At 73.6% G+C, this 20,170-nt stretch carries 17 protein-coding genes; 11 read left to right on the top strand and 6 right to left on the bottom strand.

Features of this window, described 5'->3' with window-relative positions:
* Positions 1-25: 25 nt before the first annotated feature.
* Both BOQ63_RS17635 and BOQ63_RS17630 read right to left on the bottom strand, forming a co-directional pair.
* Positions 26-928, bottom strand: coding sequence for a glutamate ABC transporter substrate-binding protein (locus BOQ63_RS17635; protein ID WP_030285299.1), 903 nt, complete (start codon positions 926-928; stop codon positions 26-28).
* A gap of 119 nt (positions 929-1,047) precedes the next feature.
* A complete protein-coding gene (locus BOQ63_RS17630) occupies positions 1,048-1,821 on the bottom strand; it encodes an amino acid ABC transporter ATP-binding protein (RefSeq protein ID WP_030285301.1) in 774 nt (257 codons plus the stop codon).
* Positions 1,822-2,213: 392 nt separating this feature from the next.
* On the opposite strand from BOQ63_RS17630, the gene BOQ63_RS17625 reads away from it, so the two are divergent.
* Together BOQ63_RS17625 and BOQ63_RS17620 are read left to right on the top strand one after the other, a co-directional pair.
* Positions 2,214-2,972: a response regulator transcription factor gene (locus tag BOQ63_RS17625; protein ID WP_046386349.1), complete on the top strand. Its 759-nt coding sequence runs from the start codon at positions 2,214-2,216 to the stop codon at positions 2,970-2,972.
* 6 nt (positions 2,973-2,978) lie between these two features.
* The gene (locus BOQ63_RS17620) at positions 2,979-4,412 is read left to right on the top strand and encodes a sensor histidine kinase (protein WP_030285306.1); all 1,434 of its coding nucleotides are present in this window, start codon (positions 2,979-2,981) and stop codon (positions 4,410-4,412) included.
* Between the two features lie 6 nt (positions 4,413-4,418).
* Here the strand turns inward: BOQ63_RS17620 and BOQ63_RS17615 are convergent, their stop codons facing one another.
* Positions 4,419-5,438, bottom strand: coding sequence for a TAXI family TRAP transporter solute-binding subunit (locus tag BOQ63_RS17615; protein WP_030285308.1), 1,020 nt, complete (start codon positions 5,436-5,438; stop codon positions 4,419-4,421).
* 106 nt (positions 5,439-5,544) lie between these two features.
* Here BOQ63_RS17615 and miaB point away from each other — a divergent pair, with 106 nt between their 5' ends.
* Entirely contained in the window at positions 5,545-7,047 is a 1,503-nt protein-coding gene (miaB, locus tag BOQ63_RS17610; RefSeq protein WP_223885963.1) for a tRNA (N6-isopentenyl adenosine(37)-C2)-methylthiotransferase MiaB, read from the top strand.
* Between the two features lie 149 nt (positions 7,048-7,196).
* Positions 7,197-7,895, top strand: a complete 699-nt coding sequence (locus BOQ63_RS17605) for a class III extradiol dioxygenase subunit B-like domain-containing protein (RefSeq protein ID WP_030285313.1) — start codon at positions 7,197-7,199, stop codon at positions 7,893-7,895.
* A gap of 4 nt (positions 7,896-7,899) precedes the next feature.
* On the opposite strand, the gene BOQ63_RS17600 is transcribed toward BOQ63_RS17605, so the two are convergent.
* Positions 7,900-8,166, bottom strand: coding sequence for an antitoxin (locus BOQ63_RS17600; protein WP_030285315.1), 267 nt, complete (start codon positions 8,164-8,166; stop codon positions 7,900-7,902).
* 178 nt (positions 8,167-8,344) lie between these two features.
* Between BOQ63_RS17600 and miaA the strand changes: the two genes are divergently transcribed.
* The 5 genes from miaA to hflX all read left to right on the top strand — a co-directional run bounded on the left by miaA (position 8,345) and on the right by hflX (position 15,044).
* Positions 8,345-9,280 (top strand): tRNA (adenosine(37)-N6)-dimethylallyltransferase MiaA, encoded by a 936-nt coding sequence (gene miaA, locus BOQ63_RS17595; RefSeq protein ID WP_072654608.1) that lies wholly within the window; start codon positions 8,345-8,347, stop codon positions 9,278-9,280.
* A gap of 229 nt (positions 9,281-9,509) precedes the next feature.
* Positions 9,510-10,022 carry a DUF1129 domain-containing protein gene (locus BOQ63_RS17590; protein ID WP_072654607.1) on the top strand — a complete coding sequence of 171 codons (513 nt, stop codon included), beginning with the start codon at positions 9,510-9,512 and terminating at the stop codon, positions 10,020-10,022.
* A 61-nt stretch (positions 10,023-10,083) separates the two neighbouring features.
* The gene (dapF, locus tag BOQ63_RS17585) at positions 10,084-11,010 is read left to right on the top strand and encodes a diaminopimelate epimerase (protein WP_046386351.1); all 927 of its coding nucleotides are present in this window, start codon (positions 10,084-10,086) and stop codon (positions 11,008-11,010) included.
* 168 nt (positions 11,011-11,178) lie between these two features.
* Complete coding sequence (locus tag BOQ63_RS17580; RefSeq protein WP_078867383.1) at positions 11,179-13,545, top strand: RelA/SpoT family protein; 2,367 nt, start codon at positions 11,179-11,181, stop codon at positions 13,543-13,545.
* Positions 13,542-15,044: a GTPase HflX gene (hflX, locus tag BOQ63_RS17575; protein ID WP_030285326.1), complete on the top strand. Its 1,503-nt coding sequence runs from the start codon at positions 13,542-13,544 to the stop codon at positions 15,042-15,044. The genes BOQ63_RS17580 and hflX overlap by 4 nt, the downstream gene beginning before the upstream one ends.
* Positions 15,045-15,086: 42 nt before the next feature.
* Here the strand turns inward: hflX and BOQ63_RS17570 are convergent, their stop codons facing one another.
* The gene (locus BOQ63_RS17570; RefSeq protein WP_050366557.1) at positions 15,087-16,241 is read right to left on the bottom strand and encodes a trypsin-like serine peptidase; all 1,155 of its coding nucleotides are present in this window, start codon (positions 16,239-16,241) and stop codon (positions 15,087-15,089) included.
* A gap of 28 nt (positions 16,242-16,269) precedes the next feature.
* Positions 16,270-17,448, bottom strand: a complete 1,179-nt coding sequence (locus tag BOQ63_RS17565; protein ID WP_030557779.1) for a trypsin-like serine peptidase — start codon at positions 17,446-17,448, stop codon at positions 16,270-16,272.
* Between the two features lie 336 nt (positions 17,449-17,784).
* On the opposite strand from BOQ63_RS17565, the gene BOQ63_RS17560 reads away from it, so the two are divergent.
* The gene (locus tag BOQ63_RS17560; protein WP_037829941.1) at positions 17,785-19,581 is read left to right on the top strand and encodes an IucA/IucC family protein; all 1,797 of its coding nucleotides are present in this window, start codon (positions 17,785-17,787) and stop codon (positions 19,579-19,581) included.
* On the top strand, positions 19,473-20,165 hold the full coding sequence (locus BOQ63_RS17555; RefSeq protein WP_072656288.1) for a GNAT family N-acetyltransferase: 693 nt from the start codon (positions 19,473-19,475) through the stop codon (positions 20,163-20,165). The genes BOQ63_RS17560 and BOQ63_RS17555 overlap by 109 nt, the downstream gene beginning before the upstream one ends.
* The last annotated feature ends 5 nt before the right edge of the window (positions 20,166-20,170 follow it).

Below are 20,170 nucleotides of genomic sequence, written 5' to 3'. Positions count from 1 at the left end.
GATGGTCGGGAAGCGGGGGGTGGAATCAGTAGCGGTCGAGGGTCGGGATCGCCGGGGCGGCCGAGCCGGACGCGCCCAGGGTCGCGTCGTAGGCCTTCTTCCAGTCGCCGTTGTCCTCGTGGGCCTTGAGGGCGTCGCTGATCGCGTCGCGCAGCGCCTTGTCGTCCTTGTTCAGGCCGACGCCGTAGTTCTCCTTGGTGAACGGCTTGCCGACCACCTTGAGCTTGGGGGCGTACTTGGAGGCGTAGCCCTTGAGGATCGCGTCGTCGGTGGTGACCGCGTCGACCTCGCCCGACATCAGCTTCTCGACGCAGGCCGAGTAGGTGTCGAACTGGGTGACCTTCGGGTTGTACGGCTGGATGTTCTTGATCGAGGTCGAGCCGGTGGCGGTACAGATGTTCTTGCCGCTGATGCTGTCCGGGCCGGTGATCGAGGTGTTGTCGCTCTTCACCAGGAAGTCCTGGCCGGCGATGTAGTACGGGCCGGCGAAGGAGACCGTCTTCTTGCGCTCGTCGTTGATGCTGTAGGTGCCGACGTAGAAGTCGATCTGGCCCTTGGCGATGGCCGGCTCGCGCTGCGAGGAGACCAGGGTCTGCCACTTGATCTGCTGCGGGGTGAAGCCCAGGTCGGCGGCGACCATCTTGGCGATCTCGATGTCGAAGCCGCTGCGGTCGCCGCTGGCGACGTCCTCCCAGCCGAGGTTCGGCTGGTCGGCCTTGGCGCCGATGATCAGCTGGCCGCGCTTCCTGGCCTCGGCGATGACCGGGGAGTCGACCTTGGCGTCCGTCTTGACCGTGTAGGTCGGCAGCGCCGGGGCGTTGGTCGCGCTCGCCGCGTTGGAGGCGGGGGTGCCGTCCTTGCCGCAGGCGGCGGTGGCGGTCAGCGCGACGGCACAGAGCGCCACGGCGAGGGTGCGGGAAGTCCTCATGAGGGTTGTACTCCTGGGGCTGGGCCACGGTGCGGACCGGGCTCTGGCGTCTGGAAGTCGTGCACGGGCAGGGCCGTCCGGCGCCGTTGCCGGAGGCGGCCCCGCGTGGTCTCGAAGCGTCAGTGGTGCAGGATCTTCGAGAGGAAGTCCTTGGCGCGGTCGGAGCGGGGCGCGGTGAAGAACGCGTCCGGGGTGTCCTGCTCGACGATCTTGCCGTCGGCCATGAACAGCACCCGGTTGGCGGCGGAGCGGGCGAAGCCCATCTCGTGGGTGACGACCACCATCGTCATGCCGTCGGCGGCCAGCTGGCGCATGACCTCCAGCACCTCGTTGACCATCTCGGGGTCGAGCGCCGAGGTCGGCTCGTCGAAGAGCATCACCTTGGGCTTCATCGCCAGCGCCCGGGCGATCGCCACGCGCTGCTGCTGGCCGCCGGAGAGCTGGGCCGGGTACTTGTCCGCCTGCGCGCCCACGCCGACCCGGTCGAGCAGTTCGCGGGCGGTCTTCTCGGCGTGCGAGCGGAGCACCTTGCGGACCTTGACCTGGGCCAGGACCACGTTCTCCAGCACGGTCTTGTGCGCGAACAGGTTGAAGCTCTGGAACACCATGCCGACCTCGGCGCGCAGCTTGGCCAGCTCCCGGCCCTCCGCGGGCAGCGGCCGGCCGGACAGGGTGATCGTGCCGGAGTCGATCGTCTCCAGCCGGTTGATCGTCCGGCAGAGCGTGGACTTGCCCGACCCGGAAGGGCCGATCAGGACGACCACCTCGCCCTGCCTGATCTCCAGGTCGATGTCCTGGAGCACGTGCAGCGCGCCGTAGTGCTTGTTGACGTTGCTCAGCACGACCAGCGGGGCGGCTGCGGGGGTGGAGTCCTCGACCGGGCTCTCGGTCATCGCGCCTGCTCCCTACTGTGTCGAACTGGGTCATTTCGGCCTGCCCGAGGAGTCCCAACTCCCTTGGGTGGCAAAGGTGGTGCGAATCCGGGAGCCGCGACCGGCGGAGCCGCAGCCCCCGGTGGGGCGACCTTAGGAGCGCTGACGGTGCCCCGTCAGCGGATCTGAGCGGAACTTGAGGATCACGAAACGGACACACGACGGGTACGCACTGTTCGCGAGTGTGTCGACGGGGCATGTCACAGCGGGAATCCGTACCGGTGCTCGCAGTCCCCCGGGAGCCCGGTACGCGGTCGAGCCTGGCGCCGGGCCGCGCACTGGCCCATACTGCGCAGGACCGGGCCCCGACCTAATCGGCCCCGGCGACCACGTGGGGGAGGGAGGAGAACGGGATGCGACTGCTGCTCGTCGAGGACGACGAACGCGTGGCCGCGGCACTGGTCGCGGTGCTCGGCCGGCACGGCTTCCAGGTGCGGCACGCCCGCAGCGGGCACGAGGCGCTGGACGCCCTGGTGCCGGACGGCAACGAGCCGTACCGCGTCGTGCTGCTCGACCTCGGGCTGCCCGACCGCGACGGCTTCGAGGTGTGCAGCCGGATCCGGGCCGGCAGCGGAGTGCCGGTGATCATGGTGACCGCCCGCGCCGACATCCGCTCCCGGATCCACGGCCTCAACCTGGGCGCCGACGACTACGTCACCAAGCCGTACGACATGGGCGAGCTGCTCGCCCGCATCCACGCGGTCGCCCGCCGCGGTGCCCAGCCGTCCTCGGTGGCGGTGCCCCCGCTCGACGCCGTACCGCAGCAGCGCGGCCCGCTGGAGTCCCGCGGCATCCGGATCGACCGGGAACGCCGCCGGGTCAGCGTGGACGGCCGGGACGTGCCGCTCACCCGCAAGGAGTTCGACCTGCTGGCGCTGCTCGCCCAGAGCCCCGGCGTGGTCTACCGGCGCGAGCAGATCTTCAGCGAGGTCTGGCGCAGCGGCTGGGAGGGCAACGGCCGCACCCTGGAAGTGCACATCGGCTCGCTGCGCAACAAGCTCGCGCTGCCGGGCCTGGTCGAGGCCGTGCGCGGCGTCGGCTACCGGCTGATCCCCGACAGCCCGACCTCCACCGCGGCCGACCAGGCCCCGTCCGCCCCCGCGGAGCACTGACCGCACGTGCGCACCCGCCTGCTCGGCATCCTGATCGCCCTCATGCTCTGCGTCCTGGCCGCCCTGGGGCTGCCGCTCGCGGCGGCGTTCGCGGCGGCCGAGCAGAGCCGGGTGGTGGTCGACCGGCTCGACGACGCCGCCCGCTTCGCCCAGGACCTGCCCACCTCGGGCGCCGCCGCCCTGGACTCCGCGCTCAAGGCCGACCCGGAGCCCGCCCCCGGCGACCTCAGTCGGCGGCACGCGATCGAGGCCGAGGTCCAGCGCTACTTCGACCTGTACGGCGTGCGCCTGGGCATCTTCCAGCGCGACGGCGCGCCGATCGCGGTCGCGCCGCGCGACTGGCGGGTGCCCGCCGTCGGCTGGGGCGCCCAGGCCTTCCAGGAGGCGCTGGACGGGCGGCGCAGCCACAACCCGCCGCAGGTCTGGCCGTGGACCGAGGACCGGACGATCACCGTCGCCGCCCCGGTGGTGCGGGATGGCGACGTGGTCGCGGTGGTGCTGAGCGAGTCCCCGACCGGCGCGCTACGGGCCCGGGTGCTGCACAAGTGGCTGGTGCTCGCCGGCGGCGAGGCGGCCGCGATGGCCGTCGCCGTACTGCTGGCCGTACGGCTCACCGAGTGGGTGCTGCGCCCGGTGCGCACCCTGGACAGGGCCACCCACGACATAGCCACCGGCCGGATGGCCGCCCGGGTCGCCCCCGGCGGCGGACCGCCCGAACTCCAGCGACTGGCCCGCTCGTTCAACGAGATGGCGGACCACGTGGTGCACGCCATGGACCAGCAGAAGGCCTTCGTCGCGGACGCCTCGCACCAGCTGCGCAACCCGCTCTCGGCCCTGCTGCTGCGGGTCGAGGTGCTCGGCCTGGAACTGCCCGAGGGCCACGAGGAGGAGCTCGGCGGCGTCCGTGAGGAGGGCTCCCGGCTGGCCCGGGTGCTGGACGACCTGCTGGGGCTGGCCACCGCCGAGCACGCCCGCCCCGAGCCCGAGCAGACCGACCTCGCCCAGCTGACCCTCGCCCGGGTGGACGGCTGGCGGCCGGTGGCCGAGCGGCGCGGGATCGTCCTGCGCTGGGACGGCCCGGCGCTGGCGATCGGCATGGCGGACCCGATCGGCTTCGGCTCCGCGCTGGACGCCGTCCTGGACAACGCGCTCAAGTTCAGCCCGTCCGGCAGCGAGGTGCGGCTGCGGGTCGCGGTGCGCCGGGACGAGGTCGCGGTGACCGTCAGCGACGCCGGGCCGGGGCTCACCGAGGACGAGCTGTCCCGGGCCGGGGACCGGTTCTGGCGCAGCCCGCGACACCAGAACGTGGACGGCTCCGGACTGGGCCTGTCCATCGCCCGCACCCTGCTGGCGGCCGGCGGCGGCACGCTCGGCTTCGCCCCGGTGAAGCCGACCGGGCTCGCGGTGACCCTGGCGGTGCCGCGGCCGGAACGGCCGTAGCGGTTCCTAGGGTTTTACGGACCGGTAGTAGCGCGCCGCGCCCTCGTGCAGCGGGAGCGGGTCGGTGTAGACGGCGGTGCGCAGGTCGACCAGCTGGGCGGCGTGCACCTGGGCGCCGATCTGGTCCCGGCTGTCTATCACCGCCCGGGTCATGCCCTCCACCAGGCCCGGGTCCGCGTCGTCCCGGGTGACCAGCAGGTTGGGCACGGCCATGGTGGCGACCGCGTCCTTGGGTTCGGCGTTCGGGTAGGTGCCCTTGGGCATGGTGGCCGCCCGGTAGGCGTCGACGCCGTCGCCCTCCGTCTTGTGCAGCGCCTCGGACAGGTCGGCCAGCGGGACGATCCGGATCCGGAAGCGGTCGGAGAGGTCGGTGAGCGCGCTGGTCGGCAGGCCGCCGGACCAGAAGAAGGCGTCCAGCTTGCCCTCGCGCAGCTCGTCCGAGCCGTCGCTGACGCCCGCCGGGACCGCGGTGATGTCGTGGTCGGGGTCCAGCCCGGCCGCGGTCAGCAGCCGCCTGGTCACCAGGTTCACCCCGGACTGCGGCAGCCCGACACCGACCCGCAGGCCCTTGAGGTCGGCGGTGCGGTGCACCGGGGAGCCGGCCGGGACGATCAGCTGCAGGTAGTCGTCGTACAGTCGGGCGATCGCCCGCAGCCGGTCCTTGCCCGCGCCCTGGTAGGCGGCGACCGCGTCGGCGGTGGCGATGGCGAAGGTGTCCTGGCCGGTGACCACCCTGGACAGGTTCTCCACCGAGCCGTCGGTGCTGTCCAGGGCCAGCCGCACCCCCGGCATGGTCTGCGAGACGTGGGCCTGCAGCAGCTGCCCGTACCGGTCGTAGACCCCGCGCGGGACGCCGGTCGCGAAGCGGGTCTCCCCGCGCGGGTACCCGGGCGAGCGGCCCGCCGACAGCCACCAGCCGCCCAGGCCGGCGACCAGCAGCACCAGCACCAGCACCGTCCGCCACAACGGGCTGCGGGCCGCGCGGCGGACGGCGGCGCCGAGAAGTGACGGATCGGTGGGGGTCATGCAGGGATACTGCCAGGCGCTCCGGCCGAACGGGAGGGGAACGGGCGGCGGAAAGCTCGGCGAAGGTCCGGAAAAACCGGTGTGCCGCTGCCCGTACCCTGGTCTGGTGAGCGGTGAGAGCGGATTGAAGAGCTACAAGGTCGTCACGCACGGCTGTCAGATGAACGTCCACGACTCCGAGCGGCTGTCCGGGCTGCTGGAGGACGCCGGGTACGTCAAGGCCGGGCCGGACGGCGACCCCGACCTGGTCGTGTTCAACACCTGTGCGGTGCGCGAGAACGCCGACAACAAGCTGTACGGCAACCTCGGACAGCTCGCGCCGGCCAAGAGCCGCCACCAGGGCATGCAGATCGCCGTCGGCGGCTGCCTGGCCCAGAAGGACCGCGAGACCATCGTCAAGCGCGCCCCCTGGGTCGACGTGGTCTTCGGCACCCACAACATCGGCCACCTGCCGGCACTGCTGGAGCGGGCCGCCGTCGAGCGCAGGGCCCAGGTCGAGATCCTGGAGTCGCTGGAGACCTTCCCCTCCACGCTGCCCACCCGCCGCGAGTCCGCGTACGCGGCCTGGGTCGCCATCTCGGTCGGCTGCAACAACACCTGCACCTTCTGCATCGTCCCCGCGCTGCGCGGCAAGGAGGAGGACCGCCGGCCCGGCGACGTCCTCGCCGAGATCGAGGCGCTGGTGGACGAGGGCGTCATCGAGGTGACCCTGCTCGGCCAGAACGTCAACGCCTACGGCTCCGACCTGGGCGACCGCGAGGCCTTCTCCAAGCTGCTGCGCGCCGCCGGGCAGATCGAGGGCCTGGAGCGGATCCGCTTCACCTCGCCGCACCCGCGCGACTTCACCGACGACGTGATCGCCGCGATGGCCGAGACCCCGAGCGTGATGCACCAGCTGCACATGCCGCTGCAGTCCGGCTCGGACCGCGTCCTCAAGGCGATGCGCCGCTCCTACCGGCAGGAGCGTTTCCTCGGGATCATCCGCAAGGTGCGCGAGGCGATGCCGGACGCGGCCATCTCCACCGACATCATCGTGGGCTTCCCCGGCGAGACCGAGGAGGACTTCGAGGAGACGATGCACGTCGTCCGCGAGGCCCGCTTCACCAACGCCTTCACCTTCCAGTACTCCAAGCGCCCCGGCACCCCCGCCGCGGAGATGGAGGACCAGGTGCCGAAGGAGGTCGTCCAGGCCCGCTACGACCGGCTGATCGCGCTCCAGGAGGAGATCTCCTGGGACGAGAACAAGAAGCAGGTCGGCCGCACCCTGGAGGTCCTGGTCGCCGAGGGCGAGGGCAAGAAGGACGACCGGACCCAGCGGCTGTCCGGGCGCGCGCCCGACAACCGGCTCGTGCACTTCACGAAGCCGGAGGAGCCGGTGCGGCCGGGCGACATGGTGACCGTCGAGATCACCTACGCCGCCCCGCACCACCTGCTGGCCGAGGGCCCGGCCCTCGCCGTGCGCCGCACTCGGGCCGGCGACGCCTGGGAGAAGCGCCAGGCCGAGCCCGCCGGCAAGCCGGCCGGCGTGATGCTCGGCCTGCCGAAGATCGGCGCCCCGGCCGAGCTGCCGCTGGCCGCCCCGGCGGGCGGCGCCTGCTGCGGCGACTGACGCCCGTGCCGTGACGGCGGCCCGGCGGGAGCGTTGGTGCTCCCGCCGGGCCGTTGTCGTGGACGGCTGTTGTCGTGGAGGGCCGTTCTCGTGGAAGGCCGTGTCTCCCCGCAGCGGGGATCCGGGGGACACGCCTTAGAGTGATCGGCATGCTGGTAGCCGCCGCCGTGTGTCCCTGTCCGCCGCTGCTCGTCCCCGAGGTCGCCGCCGGGGCCGCGCCCGAGCTGGACGCGCTGCGCGCCGCCTGCGACGAGGCGCTGGCGGCGCTGGTCGCGGCCGAGCCGCAGCTGGTCGTGGCGGTCGGCGCCGGGCCGGAGGCCGAGGTCTGGACCGAGGGCGGGGCCGGGTCCTTCCACCGCTACGGGGTGCCGCTGATCGCCAAGCTGCCCGGGGGGCGGGTCGAGGGGCCGGAGCTGGCGCCCTCGCTGACCGTCGGCGCCTGGCTGCTGGAGCGCGCCGGGGTGACCCTGCCGACGCACGCCTGCGCCGTGCCCGCCGACGCCCCCGCCGACCGGATGCTCGGCCTCGGCCAGGGCCTGGCCGGCCTCGCCGACCGGGTCGCCCTGCTGGTCCTCGGCGACGGCAGCGCCTGCCGTTCGCTGAAGGCGCCCGGCTACCTGGACGAGCGGGCCGAGGGCTTCGACACCTCGCTGGCCGCCGCCCTGGGCTCCGCCGACCTGCCCGCCCTCGCCGCCGTCGACCCAGCGCTGGCCGCCGAGCTCAAGGCCGAGGGCCGGGCGCCCTGGCAGGTGCTGGCCGGCGCCGCCGAGGGCGCCGGCCTCACCGCGCGGCTGGGCTACCAGGACGCCCCGTACGGCGTCGGGTACTTCGTGGCGTCCTGGTCCTGACCGGTTACGGCCGCGGGGCCTGCGGCGGCTGCGGGGCCCGACCCTGCTCGCCGCCCGGCTTCGGCTTGTGGGCGAAGTCCTCGACCGCGTCCTTGGCCCGGCCGGCGCCGTGCTCGATCCTTTCGCTGTACTTGCCCTTGGTGGCCTTGTCGATCGCGCCCCCGGCCCTGTCCACGATCTGCTCGATCTGGTCGCTGTGCCTGCCCGCGAGCTCGCCGGCCTTCTCCTTGAGCTCCTCGGCCTTGCCCTTGAGGTTGTCCATCAGACCCATGGCGATCTCCTTCGTTCCCTGTCTCCTGCACAACGCGCCGGAAGGGTAAAGCGTTCGCAAAAGGGCGGTCGGCCGTGGAAACGGCCGGAGACGGTCCGGGGAACGGTCACGTTCTCGCGCAGTCGGGGGCGAGCGGCAGCCGGTCCCGGGCGGCCCGGCGGTTTGCGAGACTGGAGCGGTGAGCAGCTCCCGTGTGATCAGCATCGTCGGCGCGACCGCCGCCGGAAAGTCCGATCTGGCCGTCGCCATCGCCCGCAGCCTCGGTGGCGAGGTGATCAACACCGACTCGATGCAGCTGTACCGGGGCATGGACATCGGCACCGCGAAGCTGACCCTGGACGAGCGCGGGGGAGTGCCGCACCACCTGATGGACGTCTGGGAGGTCACCGAGGCCGCCAGCGTCGCCGAGTACCAGCGGCTGGCCCGGGCCGAGATCGACCGGCTGCTCGCCGCCGGGCGCACCCCCGTCCTGGTCGGCGGCTCCGGACTGTACGTCCGGGCCGCGATCGACGAGATGGAGTTCCCCGGTACCGTCCCCGAGGTGCGCGCCCGGCTGGAGGCCGAGCTGGAGCAGGCCGGCCCGTACGCGCTGCACCGGCGGCTGGCCGAGCTGGACCCGGCGGCCGCCGAGGCGATCCTGACGAGCAACGGGCGGCGGATAGTCCGCGCCCTGGAGGTCATCGAGATCACCGGGCAGCCCTTCACCGCCAACCTGCCGAGCAACACCGCGGTGTACGAGGCGGTGCAGATCGGCGTCGCCGTCCCGCGCCCCGAACTGGACGAGCGGATCACCCTGCGGGTCGACCGGATGTGGGAGGCCGGGCTGCTGGACGAGGTGCGCGAGCTGGAGAAGGTCGGACTGCGGGAGGGCCGGACCGCCTCGCGGGCGCTCGGCTACCAGCAGGTGCTCGACCACTTCGCCGGCGAGTGCACCGAGGACGAGGCACGGGCCGAGACCGTCCGGGCCACCAAGCGCTTCGCCCGCCGCCAGGAGTCCTGGTTCCGCCGGGACGACCGCATCCACTGGCTCTCCCGTCCGGCCGGCACCGACCCGGTCGAGTTGCTGGAGCGCTCCCTCGAACTGATCGGACGTCAGGGAGTTCCGGCCGCATAGGACCTGTTCCGGCCAATTCGGCGGTGCACCTGCGCGCGCAGGCGACCGTGCAGAGCGCACCGGGGGTCACGGCCCGATCACGTGATGGCCACGGATCACCCGAGGACCCCGGTCAGGCCCCGAACGTCCCCTCTGGACATGCCATCATCGATGCCATAAGGGTCGGCCCGCGCGGGTCGACCGTGCCCGGCCGCGAGTCCGCTCGTGTCGATCTGTCAGGGGAGGCCGTGTGTCGACGGGTACCGGCCCCGAACCCGGCCAGAGCGGGAGCGTCACCGCACCGGCCGAGGAGTTCGACGAGTCGACGATGGGCGACCTCCCTGTGCTGACCGGCCTGGGGGCACCGACCTCCTACGCCTCCGCGGTGCCCGCGCTGGACACCCGCACCCCGCCGGACGCCGCCGTGCACGAGCGGGAGATCCGGCCGCTGCGCCGGCTCCGCTGGTGGCAGACCCTGCCGATCGCCCTGCTCGGCACCCTCGGCTCGCTGATGTTCGCCTTCCCGCTCGCCTTCGGCTCGGCCGGGGCGCGGGCCACCATGATCGGGATGCTCGGGCTGCTGTTCACCGCCGCCTCGTTCGGCTGGGGCGCGATGGCCGCCCGGCACGCCGGCTACAAGTGGCCGGGGCTGCCGCGCCGGGGATCCGGGCAGCGGGCCGGCTGGAAGGCCATCGCGGTGTACACCCTGATCGCGCTGGCCGCCTGTGCGCTCGCGGTCTGGCGGGTCGCCTACCTGCGCTGAGCCGGCCGTGGGCACCTTCCCGCCCCAGGCCGGGCGGGCGGGCATCAGTACCATCGGAGGGGTGAGCGCATCCTCTCCTCAGCAGTCCTCCTCCCAGCGGGCCGGTCTCCCCTTCTTCAAGGGGCACGGCACCCAGAACGACTTCGTGATCGTGCCGGACCCGGACGGCGTGCTGGAGATCGGCCCGGAGACCGTCGCCGCGCTGTGCGACCGGCGGGCCGGCATCGGCGGCGACGGGCTGCTGCGCGTGGTGCGCGCGGCCGCCGACCCGGCCGCCGCGGACCTGGCCGACCGGGCCGAGTGGTTCATGGACTACCGCAACTCCGACGGCAGCATCGCCGAGATGTGCGGCAACGGCCTGCGGGTCTTCGCCCGCTTCCTGGTCGAGGCCGGTCTGGCGAAGCCCGGGGAACTGGCGATCGCCACCCGCTCCGGGGTGCTCACCGCGAAGGTCGCCGAGGACGCCGAGGACGGCACGCCCGGCGAGGTCACCGTCGGCATGGGCCGCGCCCGGCTGCCCGGACCGGACGGCATCGAGGTCGCGGTCGGCGAGCGGCGCTGGCCCGCGCTGAACGTCAACATGGGCAACCCGCACGCGGTGGCCTTCGTGGAGAGCCTGGACCACGCCGGGGACCTCTTCACCGCGCCGCTCACCAGCCCCGAGGGGGCGTACCCGGAGGGCGTCAACGTCGAGTTCGTGGTGGACCGCGGCCCGCGGCACGTCGCGATGCGGGTGCACGAGCGTGGCTCGGGCGAGACCCGCTCCTGCGGCACCGGCGCCTGTGCCGTCGCGGTGGCGGCCATCCGCAGGGACGGCGCGGACCCGGCCGTCACCGGCGAGGCGGTCTCGTACACCGTGGACGTGCTGGGCGGCCGCCTGGTCATCACCGAGCATCCGGACGGCCGGGTGGAGATGACCGGACCGGCGGTGATCGTGGCCGAGGGGCGGCTCGACGAGCGCTGGTGGGGGTCCCTGACGCGGGGCTGACGGCCCGGTTTGCCCATTTCGCGCGGTGACGAATCCCCCCGATCGGGTGATACCGCTCGCGGACGGGAATCACTGCGTCGCGGAACGTGCTCTGCTCGGTAGCATGGACCACCGGGTCGATCACCCCACGGGGAGGGGCAGCGCCCGGCGACGTTGCCGGAGGTGCCGATGACCATCGAAGCCGGGCAGCCCCCTCTCGCGGGGCAGCCGACGAGCGTACGGCAGGCCGGGGCCAGGAGGCCCCTCGGAGAGCTGGGCCGGGCCGCCCTCGGCCGGGCCGGGCGGGCCGCCTTACTGGCCACCGGGCGCCCGCCCGTGCCGGACGCCCTGGAACCGCTGGTCCGGGTGCACCGCCGACACCATCCGCAGGCGGACCTCGCCCTGCTGGCCCGGGCGTACCGGCTGGCCGAGGCCAGCCACCGCGGCCAGAAGCGCAAGAGCGGCGAGCCGTACATCACCCACCCGCTGGCCGTCACCATGATCCTGGCCCAACTCGGCGCGGGGACGACCACCTTGGTCGCCTCGCTGCTCCACGACACGGTCGAGGACACCGAGTTGACGCTGGACCAGGTGGGCGCCGGGTTCGGGCCCGAAGTCGCCTACCTGGTCGACGGGGTGACGAAGCTGGAGAAGGTCGACTTCGGCGCCGCCGCCGAGGCCGAGACCTTCCGCAAGATGCTGGTCGCCACCGGGGACGACGTCCGGGTGATGGTGATCAAGCTCGCCGACCGGCTGCACAACATGCGCACCATCCGGCACATGAAGCCGGCCAGCCAGGTGCGGATCGCCAAGGTCACCAGGGACGTGCTGATCCCGCTGGCCGAGCGGCTCGGCATCCAGGTGCTCAAGGCGGAGCTGGAGGACATCGTCTTCGCCACCCTGCACCCCGAGGAGCACGCCCGCACCCGCGCACTGATGGCCGCTCACGAGGCCGAGCCGGACGCCCTGCTGGAGCCGTTCGCCCGCCGACTGGCCCGCCAGCTGGCCGAGGCCGGGGTCGCCGCCGAGGTGACGGTACGGCCCCGGCACTGCGTCTCGCTGCACCGGGTGCTGGTCAAGCGGGCCGCCGCGCCCGGGCCGGACGGGCAGCCGCAGCGGCCGCAGCCGGCCGACTTCGGGCGGCTGCTGGTGGTGGTCGAGGAGAACGCCGACTGCTACGCCGTGCTCGGCGAGCTGCACACCTGCTGGACGCCGCTGCCCGGGGAGTTCAAGGACTTTGTCGCCGCCCCCAAGTTCAACCTCTACCAGTCGCTGCACACCGCCGTGGCGCTGGACGGCGAGGTGGTGGAGGTGCTGGTCCGGACCCGCCGGATGCACGAGGTGGCCGAGACCGGGGTGGTCGCGCTCGGCGACCCGTCGCGGACCGGCGCCGCCCAGGACGCGGACGAGCTGGACCGCACCGACCCGGCCCGGCCGGGCTGGCTCAGCCGGCTGCTGGAGTGGCAGCAGGAGACCCCCGACCCGGATGCCTTCTGGTCCGCGCTCACCGCCGACCTGGCGGGCGACCGGGAGATCACCGTGGTGACGGAGAGCGGTGAAACGCTTCAGCTCAGGGCCGGGGCCAGCTGTGTGGACGCCGCCTACCTGCTCGGCGAGGAGACCGGTCACCGATGTATCGGCGCCCGGGTCAACGGCCGGCTGACCGCGCTGTCCACCGTGCTCCAGGACGGGGACGTGCTCGCCGTGCTCACCGAGGGCCCCCCGGCCGGGAGCGGCCAGCGCGGCGCCGAACCCTCGGGGCCGTCGCCGGAGTGGCTGGCGCACGCCCGCACCCCCGCCGCCCGGCTGGCCATCGAGCGCTGGCTCGCCGACCACCCGGCCCGGCTGCCGGTGGTGCGCACCGGCCCGGCCGGCGGTCAGCCCGCCCCGCCCGCCCACCCGGCGGGCGAGCGCCGCTCCGCCCCGGTCGCGGTGGCCGGCCGGCCCGGGGCGACGGTGCGGCTGGCCCGTTGCTGCACACCCGTCCCCCCGGACGAGGTGGCCGGCTACCCGATCCGCGGCGGCGCGGTGGCCGTGCACCGCACCGGCTGTCCCGCCGGACAGCGGCTGCGCGCGGACGGGCGCGCCGAGCTGGAGGTCCGCTGGCAGCCCGAGGACGCCCCCGCGGCCGGCCACCGGGCGGTCCTGCTGCGGGCCACCCTGCGGGCCGAGGCGCTGAACCGGCCCCGGCTGCTCGCCGACCTCACCGCGGCGATCTCCGCCGAGGGCGTCGGCATCGTCTCCGCCGAGGTCGAGCCGCCGCAGGAACTGCGGGTCCGGCACACCTACACCGTGGAGCTGCCCGAGCCGGGCGCCCTGCCCGCCCTGATGCGGGCGATGCTCAGGGTCTCCGGGGTGTACGACGTCAGCCGTCCGCACGCCCCCGAGGGAACCCAGACCCGGCACTCCGGCGGAAATGGGGGTGACCGCCCCGGGCCGGACATGGGACCATCATGGGGAATTCACGGCCGGTCCACGGCGTTCCCAGAGCACAGGGGCTCTGGCGGGACTCAAGGGCCTCCGCCGCAGCATTCCAGCGACCAAAGGACAGAATGACCTCCACGTTCGACACCCGCGACCACGCCGACGCCCCGCGCCGCCTCGACGGTCTGCGGGCGGAAGCCCTCATGGACGAGGACCTCGCGGCCATCGACGAGGACCTCGGCCACAACTACGACGGCGACCAGTACGACCGCAGCGAGCGCGCAGCCCTGCGCCGGGTCGCCGGCCTCTCCACCGAACTCGAAGACATCACCGAAGTCGAGTACCGCCAGCTCCGTCTGGAGCGTGTGGTGCTCGTCGGCGTCTGGACCGACGGCACCCTGGAGGAGGCGGAGAACTCGATGGCCGAGCTCGCCGCGCTCGCCGAGACGGCCGGCTCCGAGGTCCTGGACGGCGTCATCCAGCGCCGCGACAAGCCCGACGCGGCCACCTACATCGGCTCCGGCAAGGCGCAGGAGCTGCGTGACATCGTCGCCTCCAGCGGCGCCGACACCGTGGTCTGCGACGGTGAGCTCACCCCCGGCCAGCTGATCCACCTGGAGGACGTGGTCAAGGTCAAGGTCGTCGACCGGACGGCCCTGATCCTGGACATCTTCGCCCAGCACGCCAAGTCCCGGGAGGGCAAGGCGCAGGTCTCGCTCGCGCAGATGCAGTACATGCTCCCGCGCCTGCGCGGCTGGGGTCAGTCGCTCTCCCGGCAGATGGGTGGCGGTGGCTCCGGCTCCTCGGGCGGCGGCATGGCCACCCGCGGTCCCGGTGAGACCAAGATCGAGACCGACCGGCGCCGGATCCGCGAGAAGATGGCGAAGCTCCGCAAGGAGATCGCCGACATGAAGAAGGGCCGCGACACCAAGCGCCAGGAGCGCAAGCGCCACCAGGTGCCGTCCGTGGCCATCGCCGGGTACACCAACGCCGGCAAGTCCTCCCTGCTCAACCGGCTCACCGGCGCGGGCGTGCTGGTGGAGAACGCGCTGTTCGCCACCCTGGACCCGACCGTGCGCCGGGCCCAGACCCCGAGCGGGCGGCTGTACACCCTGGCCGACACCGTCGGCTTCGTCCGGCACCTGCCGCACCACCTGGTCGAGGCCTTCCGCTCGACCATGGAGGAGGTCGCCGACGCGGACCTCATCCTGCACGTGGTGGACGGCTCGCACCCCGAGCCGGAGACGCAGCTGGCCGCCGTCCGCGAGGTCATCGTCTCGGTCGACGCGCAGAACGTCCCCGAGATCGTGGTGATCAACAAGGCGGACGCCGCCGACCCGCACGTGCTGCAGCGCCTGCTGCGCCGCGAGCCGCACGCCATCGTGGTGTCGGCCCGCAGCGGCGCGGGCATCGAGGAGCTGCTGAAGCTCATCGACGACGAGCTGCCGCGTCCGGCCGTCGAGGTGCGGGCCCTGGTGCCCTACACCCAGGGCGCGCTGGTCTCCCGGGTGCACAAGGAGGGCGAGCTGCTCGCCACCGAGCACACCGGTGAGGGCACCCTGCTGCACGCCAAGGTGCCGGCCGAGCTGGCCGCCGAGCTGGAGCACTTCACGGTCGCCCTGCAGGGCTGACCGGCCCGCTGCAGTAGCCCCTGGACGGATTCCGTCCGGGGGCTACTTCACGTTCTTGGCGAAGTAGTCGAAGGCCTGCTTCGCCTGCTCCTGGAGGGACGGCCCGGCCAGGTAGCCGACCGGGTTGCGGCTGCCGACCGAGCTGACGCTGACCAGATTGGGCTTGCCGTCCCTGGTGACGAACCAGCCACCGCCGCCCGCGCCGCCGGACATGGTGCAGCCGATCACGTACATCGGCGGGCGGGCCCGGTCGAAGGACAGCCCGCCCGGCGCCGCGGCGGAGTCGCAGCGCTGCAGTTCCATGCCGTCGGAGGGCCGCTCGACGGGGTAGCCGAAGGCGGCGGCCGAGGTGATCTGCTCGCGGGGGGCGTTGAACCAGACCGGGACGGAGCCGCCCACGGTCTCCTCCAGGGAGCGGCCGGAGTCGGACTCGCCGCGCACCCGGACGATCCCGTAGTCGTACTGGTCGTGGGCGCCGACGCCGCTCTCCTGGAGCCAGGTCGGCGAGACCAGCGCGCGCACCGCCGTCCAGCGGCCGTACGGGGCGGCCTGCTGGTCGCCGTACGGCTTGCCGCGGGCCGCCCGGCCGTCCCGGTTGAAGGCGGGGACGAAGACCAGGTTCTTCACCCAGCCGCCGCCCCGGCCGTCGTGCAGGCAGTGGGCGGCGGTGTAGACCAGGTTGCTGCGGCCCGGGTTGAGCGGGTCGGAGACCACCGTGCCGGAGCAGACACTGTCGCCCTGGGAGGTGGTCATCAGCAGCTTGCCGACCACGGCGGAGTCCGGGCCGTACGGGTGCGGCTGCGGCCGGGCCTGGACGGCGGCCGGCGGGGCGTCGCGCTGGACGGCGGCCGGGGAGGCGGCGGTGAGCGAGTACTCGGGGGTGGGCCTGGCCCTGGCGGCCTCCGCCCGGGCGGTGGTCCAGTAGCCGGGGGCCACCTGGTTGGTGAAGCCGCTGTCGGCGACGTACCGGGCCCAGTCCTCCAGTTTCCAGCCGCTGAGGTCGCCCAGGCTGGTCGGCGCGGCCTTGGGCAGTGCCGCGGGCGGGGCGGCCGGGGCGGTGGGGCCGTCCGGCCCGCAGGCGGCCGCGGTGAGCGTCAGGGCGGCGAGCAGCGCGGCGCCGGCGGTGGCGGCCCGCCGGGCCGTGGTGCTCGTGGTGCCGGTGCCCCCGGTAGTGCGAACGGTGCGGATGGTGCGCAAGCTGAGGAGACCCCCGTGGTGGTGCCGGTCACTGCTTCCTGGAGATCCAGTCCAGGGCCTGTTTGGCGACCGTCTCCAGGTACGGGCCGCTCAGCGAGGTGTGCTCCTGGGTGCCGATCGAGGTGTTGCTCACCAGGGCGGTCCGGCCGTCCGGCATGGTGGCGAACCAGCCGCCGCCGCTGGCGCCCTGGGTCATGTTGCAGCCGATGGTCAGCATGGACGGGCGCTTGGCGTCGAAGGACAGCCGGGTGGGCTTGCCGCCGTCGCACTTGTACAGCTCCTGGCCGTCGAACGGCTTGACCAGCGGGTAGCCGACGGTCGACACCCTGAGCTGGTCGCGGGGCGCGTCGAACCACACCGGGGCGGCCGAACCGACCGTCTCCTCCAGGGACTTGCCGGTGTCGTTCTGGTTGTGCACGCGCATCACGGCGAAGTCGTACTGGTTGGCGGCGTCACCGGTCGGGCCGCCCTCGACCATCCACTGCGGGGAGGTGACGACCTGGTCGGCCCACCAGGTGCCGAGCGGGGCCAGTTCGGACAGCGGGGCCTTCCTGCCGCCGCTGGAGGCGCCGGAGTTGTTGTACGCGGGCACGAAGACCAGGTCCTTGTAGAAGTCGCCGCCCTTGCCCTCGTGGACGCAGTGGGCGGCCGTCCAGACCAGGTTGCTCCGGCCCGGGTGCTGCGGGTCGGCGATCACCGTCGCCGAGCAGTTGCCGCGGCCGCCCTGGGCGGAGAAGAACACCTTCCCGGAGGGCTGCTTGAGGTACGGGCGGGGCACCTGGACGGCCTTGACCACCGGCGGCTCCGGGTCGGTCACTCCGTCGGCGGCGGCCGGCGAGGCGGTCGGCGGGGCCGGGTCGGCGGGCTTGGCGTCGCCCATCTTGTCCGGGTTCCAGAAGTCCTTGACCACCGGGTTGTTGAAGACGTGCTTGGACGCCCACTTGTCCCAGTCGTCGAACTTCCACTTCTTCAGGTCGTCCCAGCTCTTCGGCAGGCCCTCCAGCAGGCTGCTCGGCAGGCCGGACGGCAGGGTGATCCCGCCGATGACGCCGCCGCCCGGGCTCGCCGAGGCGCTCGCGTCCGCGGCGGGTGGCGGTGCGGCGGTCCGGTCGACGCCGCCCGGGCCGTCCGGCCCGCAGGCGGTCGCGGCCAGCAGCGTTCCGGTGACCAGGGCGGCGGCCAGGGCTGACCGGTGGATCGATGGCATCTGTGCGCTTCCCCCTGTGCTCGGTCGGACTTCGGTGCGGCGGCTCGCCGCCCTGGAGTCTTCCATCGCCGGCGAGGACGGCGGCGGCCGCCCCCCGGGTTCCGGAGCTGACCGGTCGTCACCCGTCCGTGACGCGGAACCGTTCGTCTCGTTGGCACAGCAGGGCCGCCCCGCGCGGTGGTGCACTATCCCCGGTCTTCACCCGGACGAGTGATCCATCCTTGTGATCACCCGTCAGGGATAGGTAACCCTTACCTGACGCGACGGTGCGAGCGCCCGCCCGCCCCCTCCACCACCAGCGCGCGTCCGCACCCCCACGCGCACCAAGGAGCAGCCTTGAGCACCGCCCTCACCGGAGCCCCGCCCGTACCGCCGCCGACGGCGGACCGGGCCGCCTCGCCCGACCCGCTGCTGCACCCCGATCCCGCTGTCGCCGCCGAACAGGCAGCGGTGGAAGCCCTGTTGAGGTGCTGGACGCGGGAGACCGGAGCCCGCCCCGGAGCGGACGGCCGACTGCGGATCGACGTCCTCGGCGGCGCCGCCCGGCTCACCGCCCCGGTCCGTTACTGGTCGCCCGGCGGCTGGCACCGCTTCGGCCCGGCCACCCTCTCCGCCGGGGAGGGGACCGCCGAGGCCCCGGTGGACGCCGTCACCGCCGCGGCACTGCTCGCCGCCGCGGCCGCCGAACGGCCCGACCCCGGACAGGTCGCCGACCTCGCCGCCCGGGTCGCCGACTCCGTGACGCGCACCGCCGAGATCCTCGCCCACCGCCGCACCGGCGCCGAACCCGGCGGCCCGGAGCGCTCCCACTTCCTCGCCGCCGAACAGTCCCTGCTGCTCGGCCACCCGCTGCACCCCACCCCGAAGAGCCGCGACGGCCTCGGCCCGGCCCAGAGCGCCGCCTACTCGCCCGAACTCCACGGGTCCTTCCAGCTGCACTGGTACGCCGTGGACCGCGCACTGCTCGCCGCCGGCTCGGCCGTCGCCCGGAGCGCCGACCGGCTCACCGCGGCCCTGCTCGGCGGCGGCACCGCCCTGCCGCCGGGCACCGCCGCCCTGCCGCTGCACCCCTGGCAGGCCCGCGAACTCGCCCACCGCCCGGCCGTCGCCGCCCTGCTCGCGGACGGGCTGCTGCACGACCTCGGCCCGGCCGGGGAACCCTGGTACCCCACCTCCTCGGTGCGCACCGTCTACCGGCCCGGCACGCCGTGGATGCTCAAGCTCTCGCTCGGCCTGCGGATCACCAACTCCCGCCGGGAGAACCTGCGCAAGGAACTCCACCGCGGCGTGGAGGTGCACCGGCTGCTGGAGAGCGGGCTCGCCGCCGAGTGGCGGGCCGCCCACCCGGGCTTCGACATCGTCCGCGACCCGGCCTGGATCGGCGTCGACCACCCCGACCTCGGCGACCCCGGCGGCCTGGACACCGTGCTGCGGGCCCAGCCCTTCGCGCCCACCGAGCGCGCGCTGTGCGTGGCCGGGCTGGTCGCCGAACAGCCGCGCGGCAACGGCGCCACCGTGCCGTCCCGGCTGGGCGACACCCTGCGCTCGCTCGCCGCCCGCACCGGCCGTCCGCTGTCCACCGTCGCCGCCGAATGGTTCCTGCGCTACCTGGAGGCCGTCGTGCTGCCCGTCCTCTGGATGGACGGCCGGGGCGGCGTCGCACTGGAGGCGCACCAGCAGAACAGCATCGTCCTGCTGGACGCCGACGGCTGGCCCAGCGGCGGCCGCTACCGCGACAACCAGGGCTACTACTACCGGGAGAGCGCCGCCGAGCGGCTCACCGCCCGACTGCCCGGACTCGGCGCGCAGAGCGACACCTTCCTGCCCGACGCCGTCATCGACCACCACTTCGCCTACTACCTCGGCATCAACCACGTGCTCGGGCTGGTCGGCGCCCTCGGCTCCCAGGGGCTCGCCGACGAGACGGTGCTGCTGGCCGGGCTGCGCCGGTTCCTGGCCGGGCCGCGGGCGGCCGCCACCGGCTCGGCGCTGCCCGCCCTGCTGCTGGACGCGCCCACCCTGCCCTGCAAGGCGAACCTGCTCACCCGGATCAACGGACTGGACGAGCTGGTCGGACCGGTCGCCACCCAGTCCGTGTACGTGGACATCCCCAACCCGGTGGCGGGTGGCTGATGCTGGACGACCTGCCCGGGTGGGGTGAAGTCCCCACCCCGGTCGGCCGGTTCCGGCTCGGCCCGGTCCGGCTGCCCGCCGACCTGGAACTGCTCGCCGGCTGGATGAACGACCCCGAGGTCGACGAGTTCTGGGCACTCGCCGGACCGCCGGCCGTCACCGAACGGCACCTCCGGGCCCAACTCGACGGCGACGGGGGCAGCGTGCCCTGCCTCGGCCTGCTCGACGGCGCGCCGATGAGCTACTGGGAGGTCTACCGGGCCGACCTCGATCCGCTCGCCGAGCACTACCCGGCCCGGCCGCACGACACCGGCGTGCACCTGCTGCTCGGCCCCGCCGCCAGCCGGGGCCGGGGGCTGGGGGCCCAGCTGCTGGCCGCGCTGGCAGAAATGATTCTCCGCCGAGTGCCCGACTGCGAACGGGTGGTGGCCGAACCGGACGTCCGCAACCGGCGCTCGGTCCGGGCCTTCGAACGGGCCGGGTTCCGAGCCGTCGCCGAACTCGACCTGCCCGACAAGCGCGCCGCCCTGATGATCCGCGACCGAGACGCAGGGCCTGTCCTGCAGGCCCGACTCCCCGCCTAGGAAAC

Origin of the sequence: Streptomyces viridifaciens (assembly GCF_001888885.2) — a bacterium.
In the GTDB taxonomy this organism is placed as follows: Bacteria; Actinomycetota; Actinomycetes; order Streptomycetales; family Streptomycetaceae; genus Kitasatospora; species Kitasatospora aureofaciens.
Note: the sequence above shows the minus strand (reverse complement) of the source record. Positions and strands in the feature narration are given on the sequence as shown.

Coding starts and splice junctions, on each gene's coding strand:
- hflX (WP_030285326.1), top strand. CDS start 13,542: ATGACCTCCACGTTCGACACCCGCGACCACGCCGACGCCCCGCGCCGC.
- BOQ63_RS17580 (WP_078867383.1), top strand. CDS start 11,179: ATGACCATCGAAGCCGGGCAGCCCCCTCTCGCGGGGCAGCCGACGAGC.
- BOQ63_RS17635 (WP_030285299.1), bottom strand. CDS start 928: ATGAGGACTTCCCGCACCCTCGCCGTGGCGCTCTGTGCCGTCGCGCTG.
- BOQ63_RS17600 (WP_030285315.1), bottom strand. CDS start 8,166: ATGGGTCTGATGGACAACCTCAAGGGCAAGGCCGAGGAGCTCAAGGAG.
- BOQ63_RS17615 (WP_030285308.1), bottom strand. CDS start 5,438: ATGACCCCCACCGATCCGTCACTTCTCGGCGCCGCCGTCCGCCGCGCG.
- BOQ63_RS17605 (WP_030285313.1), top strand. CDS start 7,197: ATGCTGGTAGCCGCCGCCGTGTGTCCCTGTCCGCCGCTGCTCGTCCCC.
- BOQ63_RS17630 (WP_030285301.1), bottom strand. CDS start 1,821: ATGACCGAGAGCCCGGTCGAGGACTCCACCCCCGCAGCCGCCCCGCTG.
- BOQ63_RS17625 (WP_046386349.1), top strand. CDS start 2,214: ATGCGACTGCTGCTCGTCGAGGACGACGAACGCGTGGCCGCGGCACTG.
- BOQ63_RS17565 (WP_030557779.1), bottom strand. CDS start 17,448: ATGCCATCGATCCACCGGTCAGCCCTGGCCGCCGCCCTGGTCACCGGA.